This window comes from Herbiconiux sp., from assembly GCF_023264855.1.
Taxonomy (GTDB): Bacteria; Actinomycetota; Actinomycetes; order Actinomycetales; family Microbacteriaceae; genus Herbiconiux.
On record NZ_JAHFUW010000020.1, the window covers coordinates 1 to 15,741 of the forward strand.

The 15,741-nt window shown below is 68.6% G+C and carries 12 protein-coding genes and 1 other RNA gene; 8 read left to right on the forward strand and 5 right to left on the reverse strand.

From position 1 onward, the window contains the following. On the forward strand, positions 1–457 hold a 457-nt coding region (locus Q0D75_RS09870; protein WP_291052566.1), incomplete at its 5' end, for an HNH endonuclease signature motif containing protein. Positions 458–800: 343 nt separating this feature from the next. Here Q0D75_RS09870 and Q0D75_RS09875 read toward each other — a convergent pair. Further along, positions 801–2,750: a hypothetical protein gene (locus tag Q0D75_RS09875; RefSeq protein ID WP_291052570.1), complete on the reverse strand. Its 1,950-nt coding sequence runs from the start codon at positions 2,748–2,750 to the stop codon at positions 801–803. Positions 2,751–2,862: 112 nt separating this feature from the next. Here Q0D75_RS09875 and panB point away from each other — a divergent pair, with 112 nt between their 5' ends. The 4 genes from panB (at position 2,863) to rnpB (ending at position 5,201) form a co-directional block, all read left to right on the forward strand. Continuing rightward, positions 2,863–3,696: a 3-methyl-2-oxobutanoate hydroxymethyltransferase gene (gene panB / locus Q0D75_RS09880; protein WP_291052572.1), complete on the forward strand. Its 834-nt coding sequence runs from the start codon at positions 2,863–2,865 to the stop codon at positions 3,694–3,696. A gap of 73 nt (positions 3,697–3,769) precedes the next feature. After that, positions 3,770–3,958, forward strand: coding sequence for an SPOR domain-containing protein (locus tag Q0D75_RS09885; RefSeq protein ID WP_291052575.1), 189 nt, complete (start codon positions 3,770–3,772; stop codon positions 3,956–3,958). Further along, complete coding sequence (ppgK, locus tag Q0D75_RS09890) at positions 3,948–4,793, forward strand: polyphosphate--glucose phosphotransferase (protein WP_291052578.1); 846 nt, start codon at positions 3,948–3,950, stop codon at positions 4,791–4,793. Before Q0D75_RS09885 ends, ppgK begins: the two co-directional genes overlap by 11 nt. 25 nt (positions 4,794–4,818) lie before the next feature. Further along, positions 4,819–5,201: RNase P RNA component class A (gene rnpB, locus Q0D75_RS09895), an RNA gene on the forward strand. A 27-nt stretch (positions 5,202–5,228) separates the two neighbouring features. Here the strand turns inward: rnpB and Q0D75_RS09900 are convergent. Together Q0D75_RS09900 and Q0D75_RS09905 are read right to left on the reverse strand one after the other, a co-directional pair. After that, positions 5,229–5,963: a hypothetical protein gene (locus Q0D75_RS09900; RefSeq protein ID WP_291052580.1), complete on the reverse strand. Its 735-nt coding sequence runs from the start codon at positions 5,961–5,963 to the stop codon at positions 5,229–5,231. A 67-nt stretch (positions 5,964–6,030) separates the two neighbouring features. Then, positions 6,031–6,849: a Nif3-like dinuclear metal center hexameric protein gene (locus Q0D75_RS09905; RefSeq protein WP_291052582.1), complete on the reverse strand. Its 819-nt coding sequence runs from the start codon at positions 6,847–6,849 to the stop codon at positions 6,031–6,033. 209 nt (positions 6,850–7,058) lie between these two features. On the opposite strand from Q0D75_RS09905, the gene Q0D75_RS09910 reads away from it, so the two are divergent. The 3 genes from Q0D75_RS09910 to Q0D75_RS09920 are packed head-to-tail and all read left to right on the forward strand — an operon-like array spanning position 7,059 to position 14,264. Further along, positions 7,059–9,419, forward strand: coding sequence for a cell wall-binding repeat-containing protein (locus Q0D75_RS09910; protein ID WP_291052584.1), 2,361 nt, complete (start codon positions 7,059–7,061; stop codon positions 9,417–9,419). Between the two features lie 9 nt (positions 9,420–9,428). Continuing rightward, a complete protein-coding gene (locus tag Q0D75_RS09915; RefSeq protein ID WP_291052588.1) occupies positions 9,429–11,834 on the forward strand; it encodes a cell wall-binding repeat-containing protein in 2,406 nt (801 codons plus the stop codon). 9 nt (positions 11,835–11,843) lie between these two features. Continuing rightward, positions 11,844–14,264: a cell wall-binding repeat-containing protein gene (locus Q0D75_RS09920; RefSeq protein ID WP_291052591.1), complete on the forward strand. Its 2,421-nt coding sequence runs from the start codon at positions 11,844–11,846 to the stop codon at positions 14,262–14,264. On the opposite strand, the gene Q0D75_RS09925 is transcribed toward Q0D75_RS09920, so the two are convergent. Next, positions 14,261–15,175, reverse strand: a complete 915-nt coding sequence (locus tag Q0D75_RS09925) for an SDR family NAD(P)-dependent oxidoreductase (RefSeq protein ID WP_291052593.1) — start codon at positions 15,173–15,175, stop codon at positions 14,261–14,263. The two genes, Q0D75_RS09920 and Q0D75_RS09925, sit on opposite strands and share 4 nt — an antisense overlap. Before the next feature lie 81 nt (positions 15,176–15,256). Then, positions 15,257–15,697, reverse strand: coding sequence for an OsmC family peroxiredoxin (locus Q0D75_RS09930; protein ID WP_291052597.1), 441 nt, complete (start codon positions 15,695–15,697; stop codon positions 15,257–15,259). Positions 15,698–15,741 lie beyond the last annotated feature (44 nt).

A 15,741-nucleotide genomic window follows, 5' to 3' on the forward strand; every position in this document is an offset into this window, starting at 1 on the left:
ACTCACCGCCCCCGACACCGGGCAGATCTGCACCGTGACCCGCCGCCGCTACCGGCCCACCGCAGAACTGCGCACCGTCCTCACCATCGACGACCAGACCTGCCGGTTCCCGGGCTGCCGACGCCGCGCGACCGCCTGCGAACTCGACCACACAGTGGACTGGGCCCACGGCGGATCCACCACCCCCGACAACCTCGCCCACCTCTGCCCCAAACACCACCACCTGAAACACTCCACCGGATGGCGAGTTCAACCCGACCCCACCGGCAACCGCACCCTCCACTGGACAAGCCCCGGCGGCACCACCTACACCACCACCCCCACCGGACGAACACCCACGACTCCACCAGCACCACCTCCGGCGGCACCTCCACCTCCACGACCACCGGTCGACATCTTCAGCACGCCCTCCAGCGCGCCACCGAGCGGTCCCGACTACGATCCACCACCGTTCTGACCACACGAACCTGCCGTCGAAGGGTCCGCCGGTGACTGAGGGGCGATGCTCGCTCCACCGGACAGCCAGGGCTCGGGCCCGCAGGTCGCGCACAGCGAAACCCGATGAAGGCGGCGTACTGCACTCAGGTAGAGCAGCACCGATCTCCCGGATTCACGACGGAGCATCCTGAATCCAGCAGATTCGCTCGAGAACGCGAGCAATGCTGTGCCGATGCTCACGGGCGGTCACGGTAAGCCGCGAGGGCGCAAGAGGGGCGCGCCATCGCACGAAGCTGGGCGCGCCCACGCGCGAGGGCGCGGAACTGACGGCGCCGACGCGCGAGGGCGTTCGGGTGGCCGGCTCAGCTCGGGAGAACGACGATCCAGACGAACCAGACGATCATCGCGAGCCAGACGAGCGTGGCGGCGGCCGCCAGAGCAGCCGATCCACGACCGCCCAGACGCCACACCGGGATCAGGCCGAAGAAGCCGACTCCGAGCAGGATGCCGAGCCACGGCAAGATCGTCGGCACGCCGACGAGCGTGAAGCCGGGGTACGCACTGAGCGTCGTGGCGATCACGATCCAGACCGCGCCGAGGAAGACGGCGCCGGTGACCGGCGCGATACCGCTGGCCAGCAGCAAGCCGAAGGGCTCGCGGCGGAGCGTCTGTACGAGCACCGCGATGATCCAGCCGATCAGCCACAGGGCCACGAATACGCCGAAGATCAGCGGCACGGTCAGCTCGAACGCGTTCTTCTGATCGACCGCGGTCACCACCGAGGCGAAGCGCGACGTCGGGTGCACCGAGTCGGCGCTCACCAGCGGGTACGCCGCAGCGCCATCGGTGCACGTCGTCTGCACCGCCGCTCCGGGCGCGGCCAGCCAGGTGGCCAGCTGATCCATCGCGCAGACATCTGCCGTGGCGCCCGCGCGGCCGTTCGCCCCGACGATCACCAACTGGTTCGAGGGGAACGCCGCCTGCCCCGACTGCGCCGCACCGACCGAGATCAGCGGGTCGCTGTCGGAGGCGAAGATCAGCGTCGGCTGCGGCGCCGGCGCGGTGGCCCGGTTCTCGGTGGGCGACGGCGGCAGACCGAGCGATCCGCAGATCGCATCGGCCGCCGTCAGGTAGGTGAGAACCGGGAGCGGCACCGGATCCGTGCTCTCCGAGCCCTCGGCCGCCGGCACCGTGGGGTCGGCCGACCAGAACGGCTGCTCGTCGCGGCAGGTCTCCAGCCAGTACAGCCCGAGGCTCGTGTCGGCGACGTGCTGCAGGGCGATCGGGATGAAGGGGTTCAGTGCGCCGGTGTCGCCGTCCGCCAGGCGCGACAGCAGGTACGGCACAGCGGCGGCGGTAGCCGGGTCGTACAGCGCCTGCTGCACGATCGTGACGACATCCGACCCGGTCAGCGAGTAGTAGCGCTGCTTTCCGGTGATCGGGTTGGTCATCAGCCCGTTGACCGGCTCGTCGCTGAACAGGGCCGCGGCGGCCGCGAGATCCGCGTTCAGATCGGGATACTCCCCGTCGGAGCGCGCCGACAGGGCGGTGAGCGTGTCGCTGAGGGCGAGGTAGGCATCGCCCTTGATGTCACGGTCCACCGGGCTGAACGCGTTCAGCACCACGGCATCCACGCCGCCGGAGTCCCGCGAGGCGACGAGCTGCATCACCTTGGTCGACCAGGAGTCGCCGTAGAGCGTCCAGGTGGGATAGGCCAGAACCTGGCGCAGGTCGATCACGTCGCCCGCGGCATCCGCCTTCGTGTAGGCCGTGGTGTCGCCGCCCGCCGTCGAGAACTCCGTCAGGCAGTCCTTCAGCGCGAGCCCGACGTCGGCCATCTCCTCGGACGGCGTGTCATCGGTCGTGAAGGTGTTGACGTACGCCGAGGAGGCCGCAGGGCAGTCCAGGGAGTTGCTGGAATCGACGCCACCGCGCTGCCCAAGCACCACGATGTCGCGGGTTCCGCCGATCCGCGGGTCAGCCGCCAGAGCGAGCGCTGCATCGGTCGACGTCTGGCCGGGCCCACCCGCCATGGTGACGATCGGCGTGCCCGTCGCCGGCTGGGTCGACGCGGGAATCACCACGTACGGCAGCTCGATCGCCCGGCTGGACGGATTCGCCCGGTTCTCCGGAACGGTCAAGGTGGCGCACACCGCGGCGGAGGGGAGTCCGGGATCGCAGGATCGCTCTGTGCTCGTAGCGGCGCCTGCGCCGGATACCGGTCCGGCCACCAGAACGGCGGCGACGGCGGCACCCAACGCGAACTGCGCAATTATTCGACGGCCCACGTCTCCCTTTCGACTTCGGGTCACGATTCACGCATTCGGGTTACGTGGTAGCCAACCTAACGCATCCCCGGTTCAACTCCGGGGAGCCCGGCCCCGAGCATCCCTCGGGGCGGAGCACCGGAACTAGACTGGCCGCATGCCAGAGCAGACGACGCCGTCGGACAAACCGGTCATCAAGCGGGTTCGCACCCGTCACTTCCAGAACGCGAAAGACACCGGGGTCAAGATCACCGGCCTCACCAGCTACGACATGCTCTCGGCGCAGATCTTCGACGAGGCGGGCATCGACTTCCTGCTCGTGGGCGACTCGGCCGGCAACAACGTGCTCGGCTACGACACCACCGTTCCCGTCACCGTCGACGAGCTGATCCCCCTGGCCCGCGGCGTGGCGGGCGCCGTGTCGCGCGCCTTCGTCGTGGCCGACATGCCGTTCGGATCCTACGAGAACAGCGCCGAGGAGGCGCTGCACACCGCCGTGCGCTTCATGAAGGAATCCCGCGCCCACGCCGTGAAGCTCGAGGGCGGCGTGCGCAGCGCCGACAAGATCCGCCGCATCGTCGACGCCGGCATCCCCGTGATGGCCCACATCGGCTTCACCCCGCAGAGCGAGCACGGCCTCGGCGGCCACATCATCCAGGGCCGAGGCGAGGGCGAGGAGCAGCTGCTGGCCGACGCGCTGGCCATCGAGGAGGCCGGCGCCTTCGCCGTGGTGCTCGAGATGGTTCCCGCCAAAGCGGCCCAGCGGGTCACCGAGGCCCTGCGCATCCCCACCATCGGTGTCGGCGCCGGGCCCCACGTCGACGGCCAGCTCCTGGTCTGGACCGACTTCGCCGGTTTCTCCACCGGCCGCATCCCCAAATTCGTGAAGCAGTACGCCGACCTGCGCGGTGTGCTGACGGATGCGGTGACCCGGTTCCGTGGCGACGTCGCCGATGCCCGCTATCCTGGCCCCGAACACAGCTACGAATGACAGCGGCGCTCCCCCTGCCGGCACAGCTACGAATGCTGACAGCACAGCTACGAATCACGAAGGAACGATTGACATGAGCGAAGACCCCTCGACGCAGTTCTGGTACAACACGAAGACCGGCGAGGTCGAGAAGGGGTACGTCACGAATTCCGCCGATCGTGTCGGGCCCTTCCCCACGCACGAGGAGGCCGAGCACGCGCTCGAGAAGCTGCGCGCCAACAGCGCGAAGTGGGCCGAGGAAGACGCGCGCGATGACCGCTGACGCCGCGCCCGAGGCTGTCACCGAGGGCAAAGACGTGACCGGCGCCGACACGCACGAGCAGCCCAAGGAGCCGGGCACCGTGGCGGTGGGCATCGACATCGGCGGTACCGGCATCAAGGGTGCGATCGTGGATGTGGGCACCGGCGAGCTGCTCACCGAGCGCAAGAAGATCGCCACGCCCGAGGGCGGTGAGCCGGATGCGATCGCCCAGACGGTGCTCGATCTGGTCAACTCGCTCGGCGAGATCCCGGCCTCCGCGTCGGTGGGCATCTGCTTCCCGGCCGTCGTGCGCCGGGGCGTCACCATGTCGGCGGCGAACGTCTCAAAGAAGTGGATCGGCTTCGAGGCCGAGAAGCTGTTCGAGAAGACCCTCGGCCGTGACATCACGTTCGTCAACGACGCCGATGCGGCGGGTTTCGGCGAGGTGCGCTACGGCGCGGCCGTGGGCCGTCAGGGCCTGGTGCTGATGACCACGCTCGGCACCGGCATCGGCACGGCGATCATCTACGACGGCGTGCTCATCCCGAACGCCGAGCTCGGGCACCTCGAGATCGGCGGCGTCGACTACGAGACGAAGGCCTCGTACGCGGCGAAGGAAAGGGAAGACCTCAGCTGGAAGAAGTGGGCGCACCGTCTGCAGAAGTACTACGACCAGCTCGAGATGCTGTTCTCGCCCGACCTGTTCATCGTGGGCGGCGGTGTCTCGAAGAGCTTCGAGGAGTTCATCCCGCTGCTGGACCTGCAGACGGAGATCGTGCCGGCCACCCTGCGCAACAACGCGGGCATCCTCGGGGCGGCCTGCCTGTCGACGATGCGGACGACCTTCCTCGAGTAGCCGTGCCGTAAGCTGGCCGGAGTGAATGGGCCGGCAGACGGTCGCGTCGCCGCATCCGGGGCTCAGGCCTCGACTGCGGTGCCGAGGAACGTCCGGGCTCCACAGAGCAGGGCGGTGGGTAACACCCACCCGGGGCAACCCGCGAGATAGTGCCACAGAAAGTAGACCGCCACGGGCCGCAAGGCCCGGGGTAAGGGTGAAACGGTGGTGTAAGAGACCACCAGAGGCCGCGGTGACGCGGTCGGCTCGGTAAACCTCGCCCGGAGCAAGGTCAGACAGGATGCGCTAACGCTGCTCGCTCAGCATCCGGGTAGACCGCTTGAGGGTTGCGGTGACGCAACTCCTAGATAGATGGCCGTCAGGGAGCTCGCTCCCCCACAGAACCCGGCGTATCGCCGGCCCATTCACCTCACGCCGGCCGGCTCGCAGACCTGCTCACAGACCCGATTCGTCGGTGCGCACCAGGATGCAGGTGCCCTCGGGGTCGATCAGCACCTCGTCGGGGTCGGCGGCACGGATGGCCGCCAGGTCGGTGCCGGTGAGCGCCACGTTGCTGCCCTTGGACACGCCGTGCTGGAGCAGGGCAGCACCCACGCCGTACCGGCCGCGGATGCGCTCGTAGAGCTCCACCAGGTCGGCCTGGATGCCGCCGGCGATGGCGGATCGCTCCGACTCGGCCACGGTGAGCTGCGTGGCGATGCGTCCCTTCTGCTCGTCACGCTGGGCCACCAGCAGGCGCTCCTCGGTGGCGATGTCATCGCGGCGCGCGGTGATCGCGGCCAGACGCGCCTCGATCTCCTCCATCCGCTCCATCACGCCGAGCTCGATGTCCTCGAGGTTCGAGCGGCGCACCCGGAGCGATTCGAGCTCGTGCTCGAGACCCTGGATGTCCTTCGACGAGGAGGAGGCCTGCAGCCGCTCCTGGTCGCGCTTCTCGCGCGCGGCCACGGTCTGGATGTCGCCCTCGACCCGGCCGATCTCGGCCTTGGCGTCTTCGAGTTCGCCCGACACCCCGCCGAACTCCTGCCGGGCGGCGATCGAGTCGCGCTGCAGTTCGGCCAGCCGAGCCTCCTGCGGCAGGGTGCGCAGGGAGTGCTGCAGCTGCGCGATGCGGTTGTCGGCCGCCTGAAGGTCGAGCAGCTTCTTCTGTTCGAGGGCCGGAGCCTTCATCTGGTTCCTTCGTGTTCGGTGCGGGTGTGCGGGCGCCAGGGGCGCTGGCGGTGGTCGGCGCGGGTGGTCACTGCGTGACGGTGAAATCCCAGGGATCGGTTCGCAACTCGCTCACCACGAACTCCACCTCGGGCAGCCGTTCGGCGAGCTGCCGGGCCGCGGTGTCGAGCCAGAGCCACTCACTCGCCCAGTGTGACACGTCGATCAGCGCGGGGCCGCCGCCCAGCAGCGACTGCTCGCGGGATTCCGACGCCGGATGGTGTCGAAGATCCGAGGTGATGTAGACATCGGATGCCCGCACGGCGGCCTCCCCGAGCAGCGAGTCCCCGGCCCCACCGCACAGGGCGACCGTCGACACCTCCTGCTCGAACTCCCCCGCCGCGCGGATGCCGGTGGCCGTGGCGGGCAGGATCTCGCCGAGGGCGAGCGCCAGGCGTCCGAGCGTGGTGGGCTCGGGCAGGCGCCCTACCCGGCCGAGGCCCGTTCCGGACCGCGCGCCGGCGACGATCGGCCGCTGTTCGATCAGTCCCAGCCGGCCGGCGATCACCGAGGAGGTTCCGTCGTCGACGATGTCGGCGTTCGTGTGCGCAGCGATGAGCGCGCACCGGGATCGGATCAGCTTCGCGAGCAGCGCTCCCTTGTAGCCCGTCTCGGCCACGGTGGTGACGCCGCGCATCAGCAGCGGATGGTGCACGAGCAGCACGTCGGCCCCCGTCGCGACGGCCTGACCGACCGTCTCGGCCACGGCGTCGACGGCCAGCAGAACGCGGGAGACCTCGTCGTCCGGCGCCCCGCTCAACAGCCCCGGAGCATCCCATCCTTCGGCGAACTCCGTGGGCCACAGTCCTTCGACGGCGCTGGTGAATTCTGCAAGCGTGTGAGGCACGCGACCAGACTACTTGCCCGGCCCACCGGCGTGCCCGGCCCGGCGCCGCCCGCCGCCCGCCAGGCGACCCCCGATTCCGTGATTCCTACTTCCGTTGAGTACGGCCACCGCCGTCTACTAGTGTCGAGACGGGGACAGACGGGGGACAGAGGATGACACGATCGACTACGGCGGGATCTAAGGCACCGAGGCGGGTACTCGCGGCACTGATGGGGTTCGCCCTGGTGGCGGGCGCGATCGTGTCCGGGCAGAGCGCGGCGATGGCCGGGGAGACCGTGCAGGCGACCGGAACGGTGACCCTGGACACGGCCGATGGCACGCCCGCTGCCGGAATCGTGGTCCAGGCCTACACGTACAGTTCGGATCCGCTCTGGATCGCCGAGGCGGACTATCCGGCGGCCGACACCACCACCGATGCCGACGGAAGCTACAGCTTCGACGCCCTGACGCCCGGTGCTTACATGCTCGTGGCCGTTCCCGCCTCGGGTGACGACAGCGCACCCGGACTGATCACCGACGTCGTCGTGAACACCGACACCGACGGTCTCGACTTCGTGCTCGTCCCGGGTGCTGCGGTGTCGGGTACCGTCGTGTCGCCGGCGTCCGAGCCGGTCTCCGGCGCCGTCCAGTGGTTGCAGTACCCCGGCACCGGAGGGCGGTTCGATCAGTTCGCCACGACCGGAGCAGACGGCGCCTTCGCCTTCGGATCGCTGCCTCCCGGCGACTACTCCCTCGTCACGAACAGCACCGCCTTCGATCCGGTGACGGTGCCGCTCTCGCTCGCCGCGTCGCAGGTGGTCTCCGATCTCACGGTGCAGGTGCTCCCCTACGCCTCGATCTCGGGCCGCGTCACCTCCTCGACTGACCTCGAACAGGGCCTGGAAGGGATCGTCGTCACGCGCAACGGGGTGAGCACCACCACGGCGGCCGACGGCACGTGGACTCTAACCGACGACCAGTACCCGACTACGGCATCGCTGGCGTTCTCCGACCCCACCCAGACCTACCTGCCTCAGTGGTGGAAAAATCAGTCCGATGAGCGCTTGGCGAAGGACATCCGCCTCACCGCCGGCCAGCAGGCCACGGGATACGATGCCGCTCTCGTCCCGGCGGCGACGGTCACCGGCACTGTGACCTCGTTCGGCGATGGGCTTCCGATGTCCGGCGTGGCCGTAACCGTGGGGGTGCCCAATTCCGGTTCGAGCAGCCCTGTCGTGTACACCGACTCCGCCGGCCGGTACTCCGTCAAGGGCATCACCGCCGGCACCTACTCCGTCTGGTTCAGCGCCCCCGGTTCGACGTTCGTGCCGAAGAGGGTGCCGAATGTCGTGGTGCTGCGTGGCAAGTCCGTGACGACGGATGCGGTTCTGGATCGCGCTTCCGCGATCGTCGGCAAGGTCACCTTCGAGGGAGACGGCCCCGTCGACCTCACCGCGGTCCGCCTGCGGATGACGGGGCAGACCGTGAGGCCCGACGCCCAGGGCAACTTCACGTTCACCGGCCTGGCCGGCGGCACCTACAAGTTCGAGGTGATCCCGGACGACCAGACCACGTACGTCAGCCGCTGGTACGTCAACGGCACCGACCCGAGCAACGCCACCCCCGTGGTCGTGAAGGCGAACGAGCCTCCGACACGCGCGGACGTCGTCGTGCCGCTGCAGGTGTATCCGAAGACCACTCGGGTGTCCGGCGCCGACCGGTACGCCGTCGCGGTGTCCGTGTCGAAGAAGACGTTCCCGAACGGCGCCCCCACGGTCTATGTCGCGACGGGTGAGACCTACCCGGATGCGCTATCGGCCGGCGCCGCCGCGGTCACGCAGGGCGGCCCCCTGCTGATGACCCCAAAGAACACCCTTCCCGCCGAGGTGAAAGCCGAGATCCAGCGTCTGAAGCCGGCGAACATCGTGGTGGTCGGCGGCCCGAACTCCGTCTCCCCCGCCGTGTTCGACGCACTGAAGAAGCTGCAGTCCAAGACCACCCGGGTCGACGGCGCAGACCGTTTCGCGGTGTCGCGGGAACTCGCCCTGGACGTCTTCGGTGACGGCGGAGCCGACGTCGTCTACATCGCGACCGGCCTGAACTTCCCCGATGCACTCGGCGCCAGCGGCGCCGCCGGATTCCAGGGCGGCCCCGTCCTCCTGGTCAACGGCCAAGCCGGAACCCTCGATGCCGCCACCAAAACGGCACTGGACACCCTCGATCCCGGCAAGATCGTCATCGCCGGCGGACCCGCATCCGTCAGCACCGGCATCGAGAACGCCCTGAAGGCCTACGGCCCCGTGCAACGCCTCGGCGGCGCAGACCGCTACGAAGCCTCCGTCGCCATCAACCTCAACGCCTACACCAGCTCCGACGAAGCATTCCTCGTCACCGGCAGCACCTTTCCGGATGCTCTCTCCGGCTCGGCCTGGGCCGGCCACCTCGGCGCCCCGCTCTACGTCAGCCGACCCGACTGCGTCCCGCAGGTCACCCTCGACGCCCTCCACAAGCAAGGCGTCAAGAAGCTCATCCTCATCGGCGGGCCCAACTCGCTCTCCGCCGACGTGCTCGCCCTCAAACCCTGCAGCTAGGAACCAGCCATGGTCTCGAACAACCCCCGAACACCCCCGGTTCTGAGACGAGCGCTCGCCACACTCGTGGGCCTGGCCCTCGTCATCGGCAGCACACTCACAGCACAAGGCGCAGCCATGGCTTCCGGCCCTGCGCAGCTCTCGGGAACGGTGACGCTGGACAGTGCTGATGGCGCTCCGGCCGTGGGCGTCATCGTTCAAGCCTACGAAATCCTGGGCCCGGAAGACCTGGGCTTGATCGCCGACACGAGGACAGCCCCGGACGGTTCCTACTCGCTGGACCTCTACGCTCCGGGACGCTTTACGATCATCACCCGACCCGCTGCGGGAGACGGCCGCGCTCCGGCGATCGTCGAGGATTTTCCGGTGACGTCCGATACGGACCTCGACCTGACTCAGGTTGTGGGGGCCACTTTGTCCGGTACGGTCCTCTCCCCATCGGCCTCGCCTGTTCCCGGCGCGGAAGTGTACGTGGCCCTCCACGGCACCGGTAGCACAGTGTCCCAGGAGACCACGACCGACTCGGAAGGTGCGTTCCAGCTTGCCCAGCTTCCGGCCGGTGATTTCACGTTGACTGGGACTTCCGACGACTTCGACCCCGTGTGGGTGCCGGTGACTCTGGCGCCATCGGAGGCCAAGGCGGGCTTCTCGGTTCAGCTGCTCGCCCATGCGACGATCTCAGGCCGCGTCACGTCGTCGATCGATGCCGACCAGGGAATCGGGGGAATCGTGGTCACCCGCGACGGAGTGAGCACGACCACGGCGACGGACGGATCCTGGATTCTGACGGGCGACCAGCGGCAGCCTTTCGGCAGCGGCACACTGGCGTTCTCGGATCCCACGCAGGCATACCTCCCACAGTGGTGGAAGGGAGCCTCGACGGAATCGGCTGCTAATGGGATCAGGCTTGATCCGGGCGAACAGGCGACCGGCTATGACGCCCGACTCGTTCCCGCTGGGACCGTCTCCGGCAAGGTGACCTCGTTCGGAGACGGGATCGGCATCGCCGGGGTGTCCGTATCGGTCACCGGGCCGGACTCTGCGATCGCCGGTAGCAGGGTGATCTCGGACGCCGCAGGCAACTATTCGGTGAGGGGCGTGCCGGCCGGTACGTACTCCGTCAACTTCTACAAGTCGGGTTCCGGCTTTCTGGGAACCTCCGTGGCAGGCGTAGTCGTCCTGCGTGGCAAGTCCGTGACGACGGATGCGGTTCTGGATCGTGCTTCCGCGATTGTCGGCAAGGTCACCTTCGAGGGAGACGGCCCCGTCGACCTCACCGCGGTCCGCCTGCGGATGACGGGGCAGACCGTGAGGCCCGATGCCCAGGGCAACTTCACGTTCACCGGCCTGGCCGGCGGCACCTACAAGTTCGAGGTGATCCCGGACGACCAGACCACGTATGTCAGTCGCTGGTACGTCAACGGCACCGACCCGAGCAACGCCACCCCCGTGGTCGTGAAGGCGAACGAGCCTCCGACACGCGCGGACGTCGTGGTGCCGCTGCAGGTGTATCCGAAGACGACCCGGGTGTCCGGCGCCGACCGGTACGCGGTCGCGGTGTCCGTGTCGAAGAAGACGTTCCCGGGCGGCGCTCCCACGGTCTATGTCGCGACGGGTGAGACCTATCCGGATGCGCTGTCGGCCGGCGCGGCCGCGGTCACGCAGGGCGGCCCCCTGCTGATGACCCCAAAGAACACCCTTCCCGCCGAGGTGAAGGCAGAGATCCAGCGTCTGAAGCCGGCGAACATCGTGGTGGTCGGCGGCCCGAACTCCGTCTCCCCCGCCGTGTTCGACGCGCTGAAGAAGCTGCAGTCCAAGACCACTCGGGTCGACGGCGCGGACCGTTTCGCGGTGTCGCGGGAACTCGCCCTGGACGTCTTCGGTGACGGCGGAGCCGACGTCGTCTACATCGCGACCGGCCTGAACTTCCCCGATGCACTCGGCGCCAGCGGCGCCGCCGGATTCCAGGGCGGCCCCGTCCTCCTGGTCAACGGCCAAGCCGGAACCCTCGATGCCGCCACCAAAACGGCACTGGACACCCTCGATCCCGGCAAGATCGTCATCGCCGGCGGACCCGCATCCGTCAGCACCGGCATCGAGAACGCCCTGAAGGCCTACGGCCCCGTGCAACGCCTCGGCGGCGCAGACCGCTACGAAGCCTCCGTCGCCATCAACCTCAACGCCTACACCAGCTCCGACGAAGCATTCCTCGTCACCGGCAGCACCTTTCCGGATGCTCTCTCCGGCTCGGCCTGGGCCGGCCACCTCGGCGCCCCGCTCTACGTCAGCCGACCCGACTGCGTCCCGCAGGTCACCCTCGACGCCCTCCACAAGCAAGGCGTCAAGAAGCTCATCCTCATCGGCGGGCCCAACTCGCTCTCCGCCGACGTGCTCGCCCTCAAACCCTGCAGCTAGGAACCAGCCATGGTCTCGAACAACCCCCGAACACCCCCGGTTCTGAGACGAGCGCTCGCCACACTCGTGGGCCTGGCCCTCGTCATCGGCAGCACACTCACCGCACAAGGCACAGCCACAGCCGCCGAGACCGTCCACGTGACCGGAACGGTGACGACGGACGCAGCCGATGGAACGCCCGCGGTGGACGTCACCGTCCAGGCGTACCCCTACAGGTCGGACCCGTTGTGGTTCGCCGACACGGACTTCCCGGAAGCGACCGCCACCACGAGCACCGACGGTTCGTACAGCTTCGACGGTCTGCACGCCGGCGCCTACATGATCGTGGCGGTGCCCGCGGCGGGCGACGACCGCGCACCGGCCTACATCACCGGCATCGACCTGAGCGCCGACACCGATAGCGTCGATCTTGTGCTCATGCCGGGCGCGAGCGTGTCGGGCACCGTCGTGTTGCCATCGGGCGCCCCCGTCGTCGGCGCTCTCCTCTGGTTCGAGTATCCGGGCACGGGAGGACGATTCGACCAGCACCTCGAGTCGGGTCAGGGTGGCACGTTCGCGCTCGCATCGCTCCCCGCGGGCGACTACTCCCTCGGCGCCAACGCCTCTCATCAGTCGCTGGACCCGGTCGAGCTGCCGCTCACGCTGGTTGCGGCTCAGGTCGTCACCGACCTTACGATCCAGATGCTCCCTCCCGCATCGATCTCAGGTCGGGTCACGTCGTCGACGGATGCTGACAAGGGACTGAGCGGGGTCATAGTGACCCGAAATGGAAAGAGCACGACCACCCGGGCCGACGGCACGTGGAGTCTCACCGGGCTCCAGTACGAGTGGGCCGGCAGGCTGTCGTTCTCGGATCCCTCCGAGAACTATCTCCCTCAGTGGTGGAAGGGCCACGCCACGGAAACAGGCTCGAAGTACATCGAGCTGTCGCCCGGAGAGCAGGCGACGGGATATGACGCCCAGCTCATTCCAGCGGCGACCATAAGCGGCACAGTGACCTCGTTCGGCGATGGACAGCCCATCGCCGGTGTGACCGTAACCAGGTCAGGTCCCAACCCGAGCGATCCGGTCGTCACGGTGACTACCGACTCCGCAGGGAACTACGCAGTGAAGAGCGTCCCGGCGGGCACATACACCCTCAGGTTCGACGCACCCGGCTCGACGTTCGTGCGGAAGACCATTCAGGACGTAGTCGTCTTGCGAGGGAAGTCCGTGACGACGGATGCCATCCTCGATCGCACCTCCGGAATCGTCGGCACAGTGACCTTCGAGGGTCCGGGGCCGGTCGATCTCACCAAGGTGCGCCTAGTGATGACGGGCCAGACCGTGCGCCCTGATGCCGATGGCACCTTCGCCTTCACCGGACTCGCAACAGGCAACTACAAGTTTCAGGTCCTGCCTGATGACACCGCCGCGCATGTCAGCCGGTGGTATGTCAACGGCACCGAGCTGAAGAACGCGACGCCGGTCGCGGTCAAGGCCAACGAGCCGCCGGTCCGCATCGAGGTGACCGTGCCGCTCCAGAAGTATCCGAAGACCACGCGCGTGTCCGGGGCCGACCGGTACGCAGTGGCCGTCGCAGTCTCCCAAAAAGCCTTCCCCGGAGGGGCTCCGACGGTGTACATCGCAACCGGAGAGAACTATCCCGATGCCCTCTCGGCCGGCGCCGCTGCAGTTACGCAGGGCGGCCCTCTGCTCATGACGCCGAAAGGCGCTCTTCCCGCGTCCGTGAAGGCCGAGATCCAGCGACTGAATCCGTCGAAGATCGTGGTCGTCGGCGGGCCGAACTCGGTGTCACCGGCGGTGTTCTCGGCGCTCACCGCACTGAAGAAGAACACGACCAGGGTGGAGGGTGCCGACCGGTTCGCCGTGTCGCGCAATCTGGCGACCGACGTGTTCGGCGCTGATACGGATGTGGTCTACATCGCCACCGGGCTGAACTTCCCCGACGCCCTCGGTGCGAGCGGCGCGGCCGGTTTCCAGGGTGGTCCCGTGCTGCTGGTGGACGGCCGGTCCGACACGCTCGACGCGGCGACGAAGACGGCACTGAGCACTCTGGCACCGGATCGGATCCTGATCGCGGGTGGACCGGCTTCAGTCAGCGCCGGCATTCAGAACGCCCTCAGCGCGTACGGGACCGTGGAACGACTCGACGGCGCCGACCGCTACGAGGCGTCCGTCGCCATCAACCTCGACGCCTACACCAGCTCCGCCGAAGCGTTCCTGGTGACCGGCAGCACCTTCCCGGATGCCCTCTCCGGCTCAGCCTGGGCCGGACACCTCGGCGCCCCGCTGTACGTCAGCCGACCCGACTGCATCCCACAGGTCACCCTCGACGCCCTCCACCAGCAAGGCGTCAAGAAGCTCACCCTCATCGGCGGGCCCAATTCGCTCTCCGCCGACGTGCTCGCCCTCAAGCCCTGTAGCTAGGGCAGGTCGACAGGGAGGCCGGTGAGCTCGGCACAGCGCTCCCAGAGACGGCGCTGAAGCGCGAGGTCGCCGGCCTGCGGGGCGGTGCGCCCGTCGGCGCGCATGCGGTCGAAGTAGGTGCCGCTGGGCGCCGGCACCGGTGAGGCTGAGGAGAGAGCGATCAGCGGGGCGGCGCCGACCTCGGCGCTCACACCCCAGCGGCTACCGGTGAGGGCGTTGCCGAGCCGGATGAGCGGCGAGCTCGCGCCGAAACTCGTGTTCACGGCACCCGGATGCACCGAGTAGGCCTCCACGGCCGGGTCACCTGAGTGCCCGATCGCACCGGAGCCGGTGCCGGCACCGGCGCCGGATGCCGCGGTTCGGCGGGCCAGCTCGCGCGTGAACAGGATCACCGCGAGCTTCGCCGTGCCGTAGGCGCGCCAGCCGCCGAGCCAGCGGTGGTGCTCGAAGTCGAGGTCGTCGACGTCGAGCCGGCCGACCCGGTTCGCCACGCTGGAGGTGGTGATGACGCGGCCGTGCCCGGGCGCGTTCTCCTCAGCGGCCCTCTGCACCGACGGCAGGAGCAGGCGCGTGATCAGGTAGTGCGAGAGCAGGTTGCTCTGGATGGTGGCCTCGTGGCCGTCGACCGTTCGGAGGCGCTTCGAGATGAGGCCGCCCGCATTGTTCAGCAGCACGTCGATCCGCTCGTGCCTCTCGGTGAGCACGGCGGCCAGGGCGCGCACGTCGTCGAACCGGGTGAAGTCGGCGAGGTGGTATTCGGCCCCGATCCGGCGGGCGACGGCGCGGGTGCGCTCCGGATCGCGCCCCACCACCACGACGGTCTCCCCCTGCTGGGCGAAGTGGGTGGCGGCGACGGCGCCGATTCCGGAGCTGGCGCCGGTGACGACGATCGTGCGAGGGCTGGTGGTCATGCTGTTCATCGTGGCATGCCGGGCCGCCGGTCACCCGGGGCGAGGGGGGATTCCCACCCGCCCCGGGCATCCGTCGGGCTGCTACTGCTCGAGTGCGGCGTCGAGGGTGATCTCGACCCCGGTGAGGGCCTTGCTCACGGGGCAGCTCGCCTTGGCGGCCGCGGCGGCCTCGGCGAAGGCGGCGGCGTCGATTCCGGAGACCTCTCCGCGCACCGTCAGGGCGATGCCGGAGAGGCGGAAGCCGCCCTCCGGGTCGGGCCCGAGGGTCACGTCGGCCTTGACGTCGAGCGCCTCGACCGTTCCGCCCGCGGCTCCCAGCAGGGCGGAGAACTGCATCGCGTAACAGGCCGAGTGCGCAGCGGCGAGCAATTCCTCGGGACTGGTCGATCCGTCGGCCTCGTCGGCGGCACGCTTCGGGAACGAGACGTCGAAGGTCGCGAGCTTCGAGCTGGTCAGTTCGACCTGGCCTTCGCCGGTCTCCAGGCTGCCGTTCCAGGCGGTACGAGCGGTGCGAGTGGGCATGATTCTCCTTGCGTTGTGATGGATGTGAGGGACGGAGGGACGGT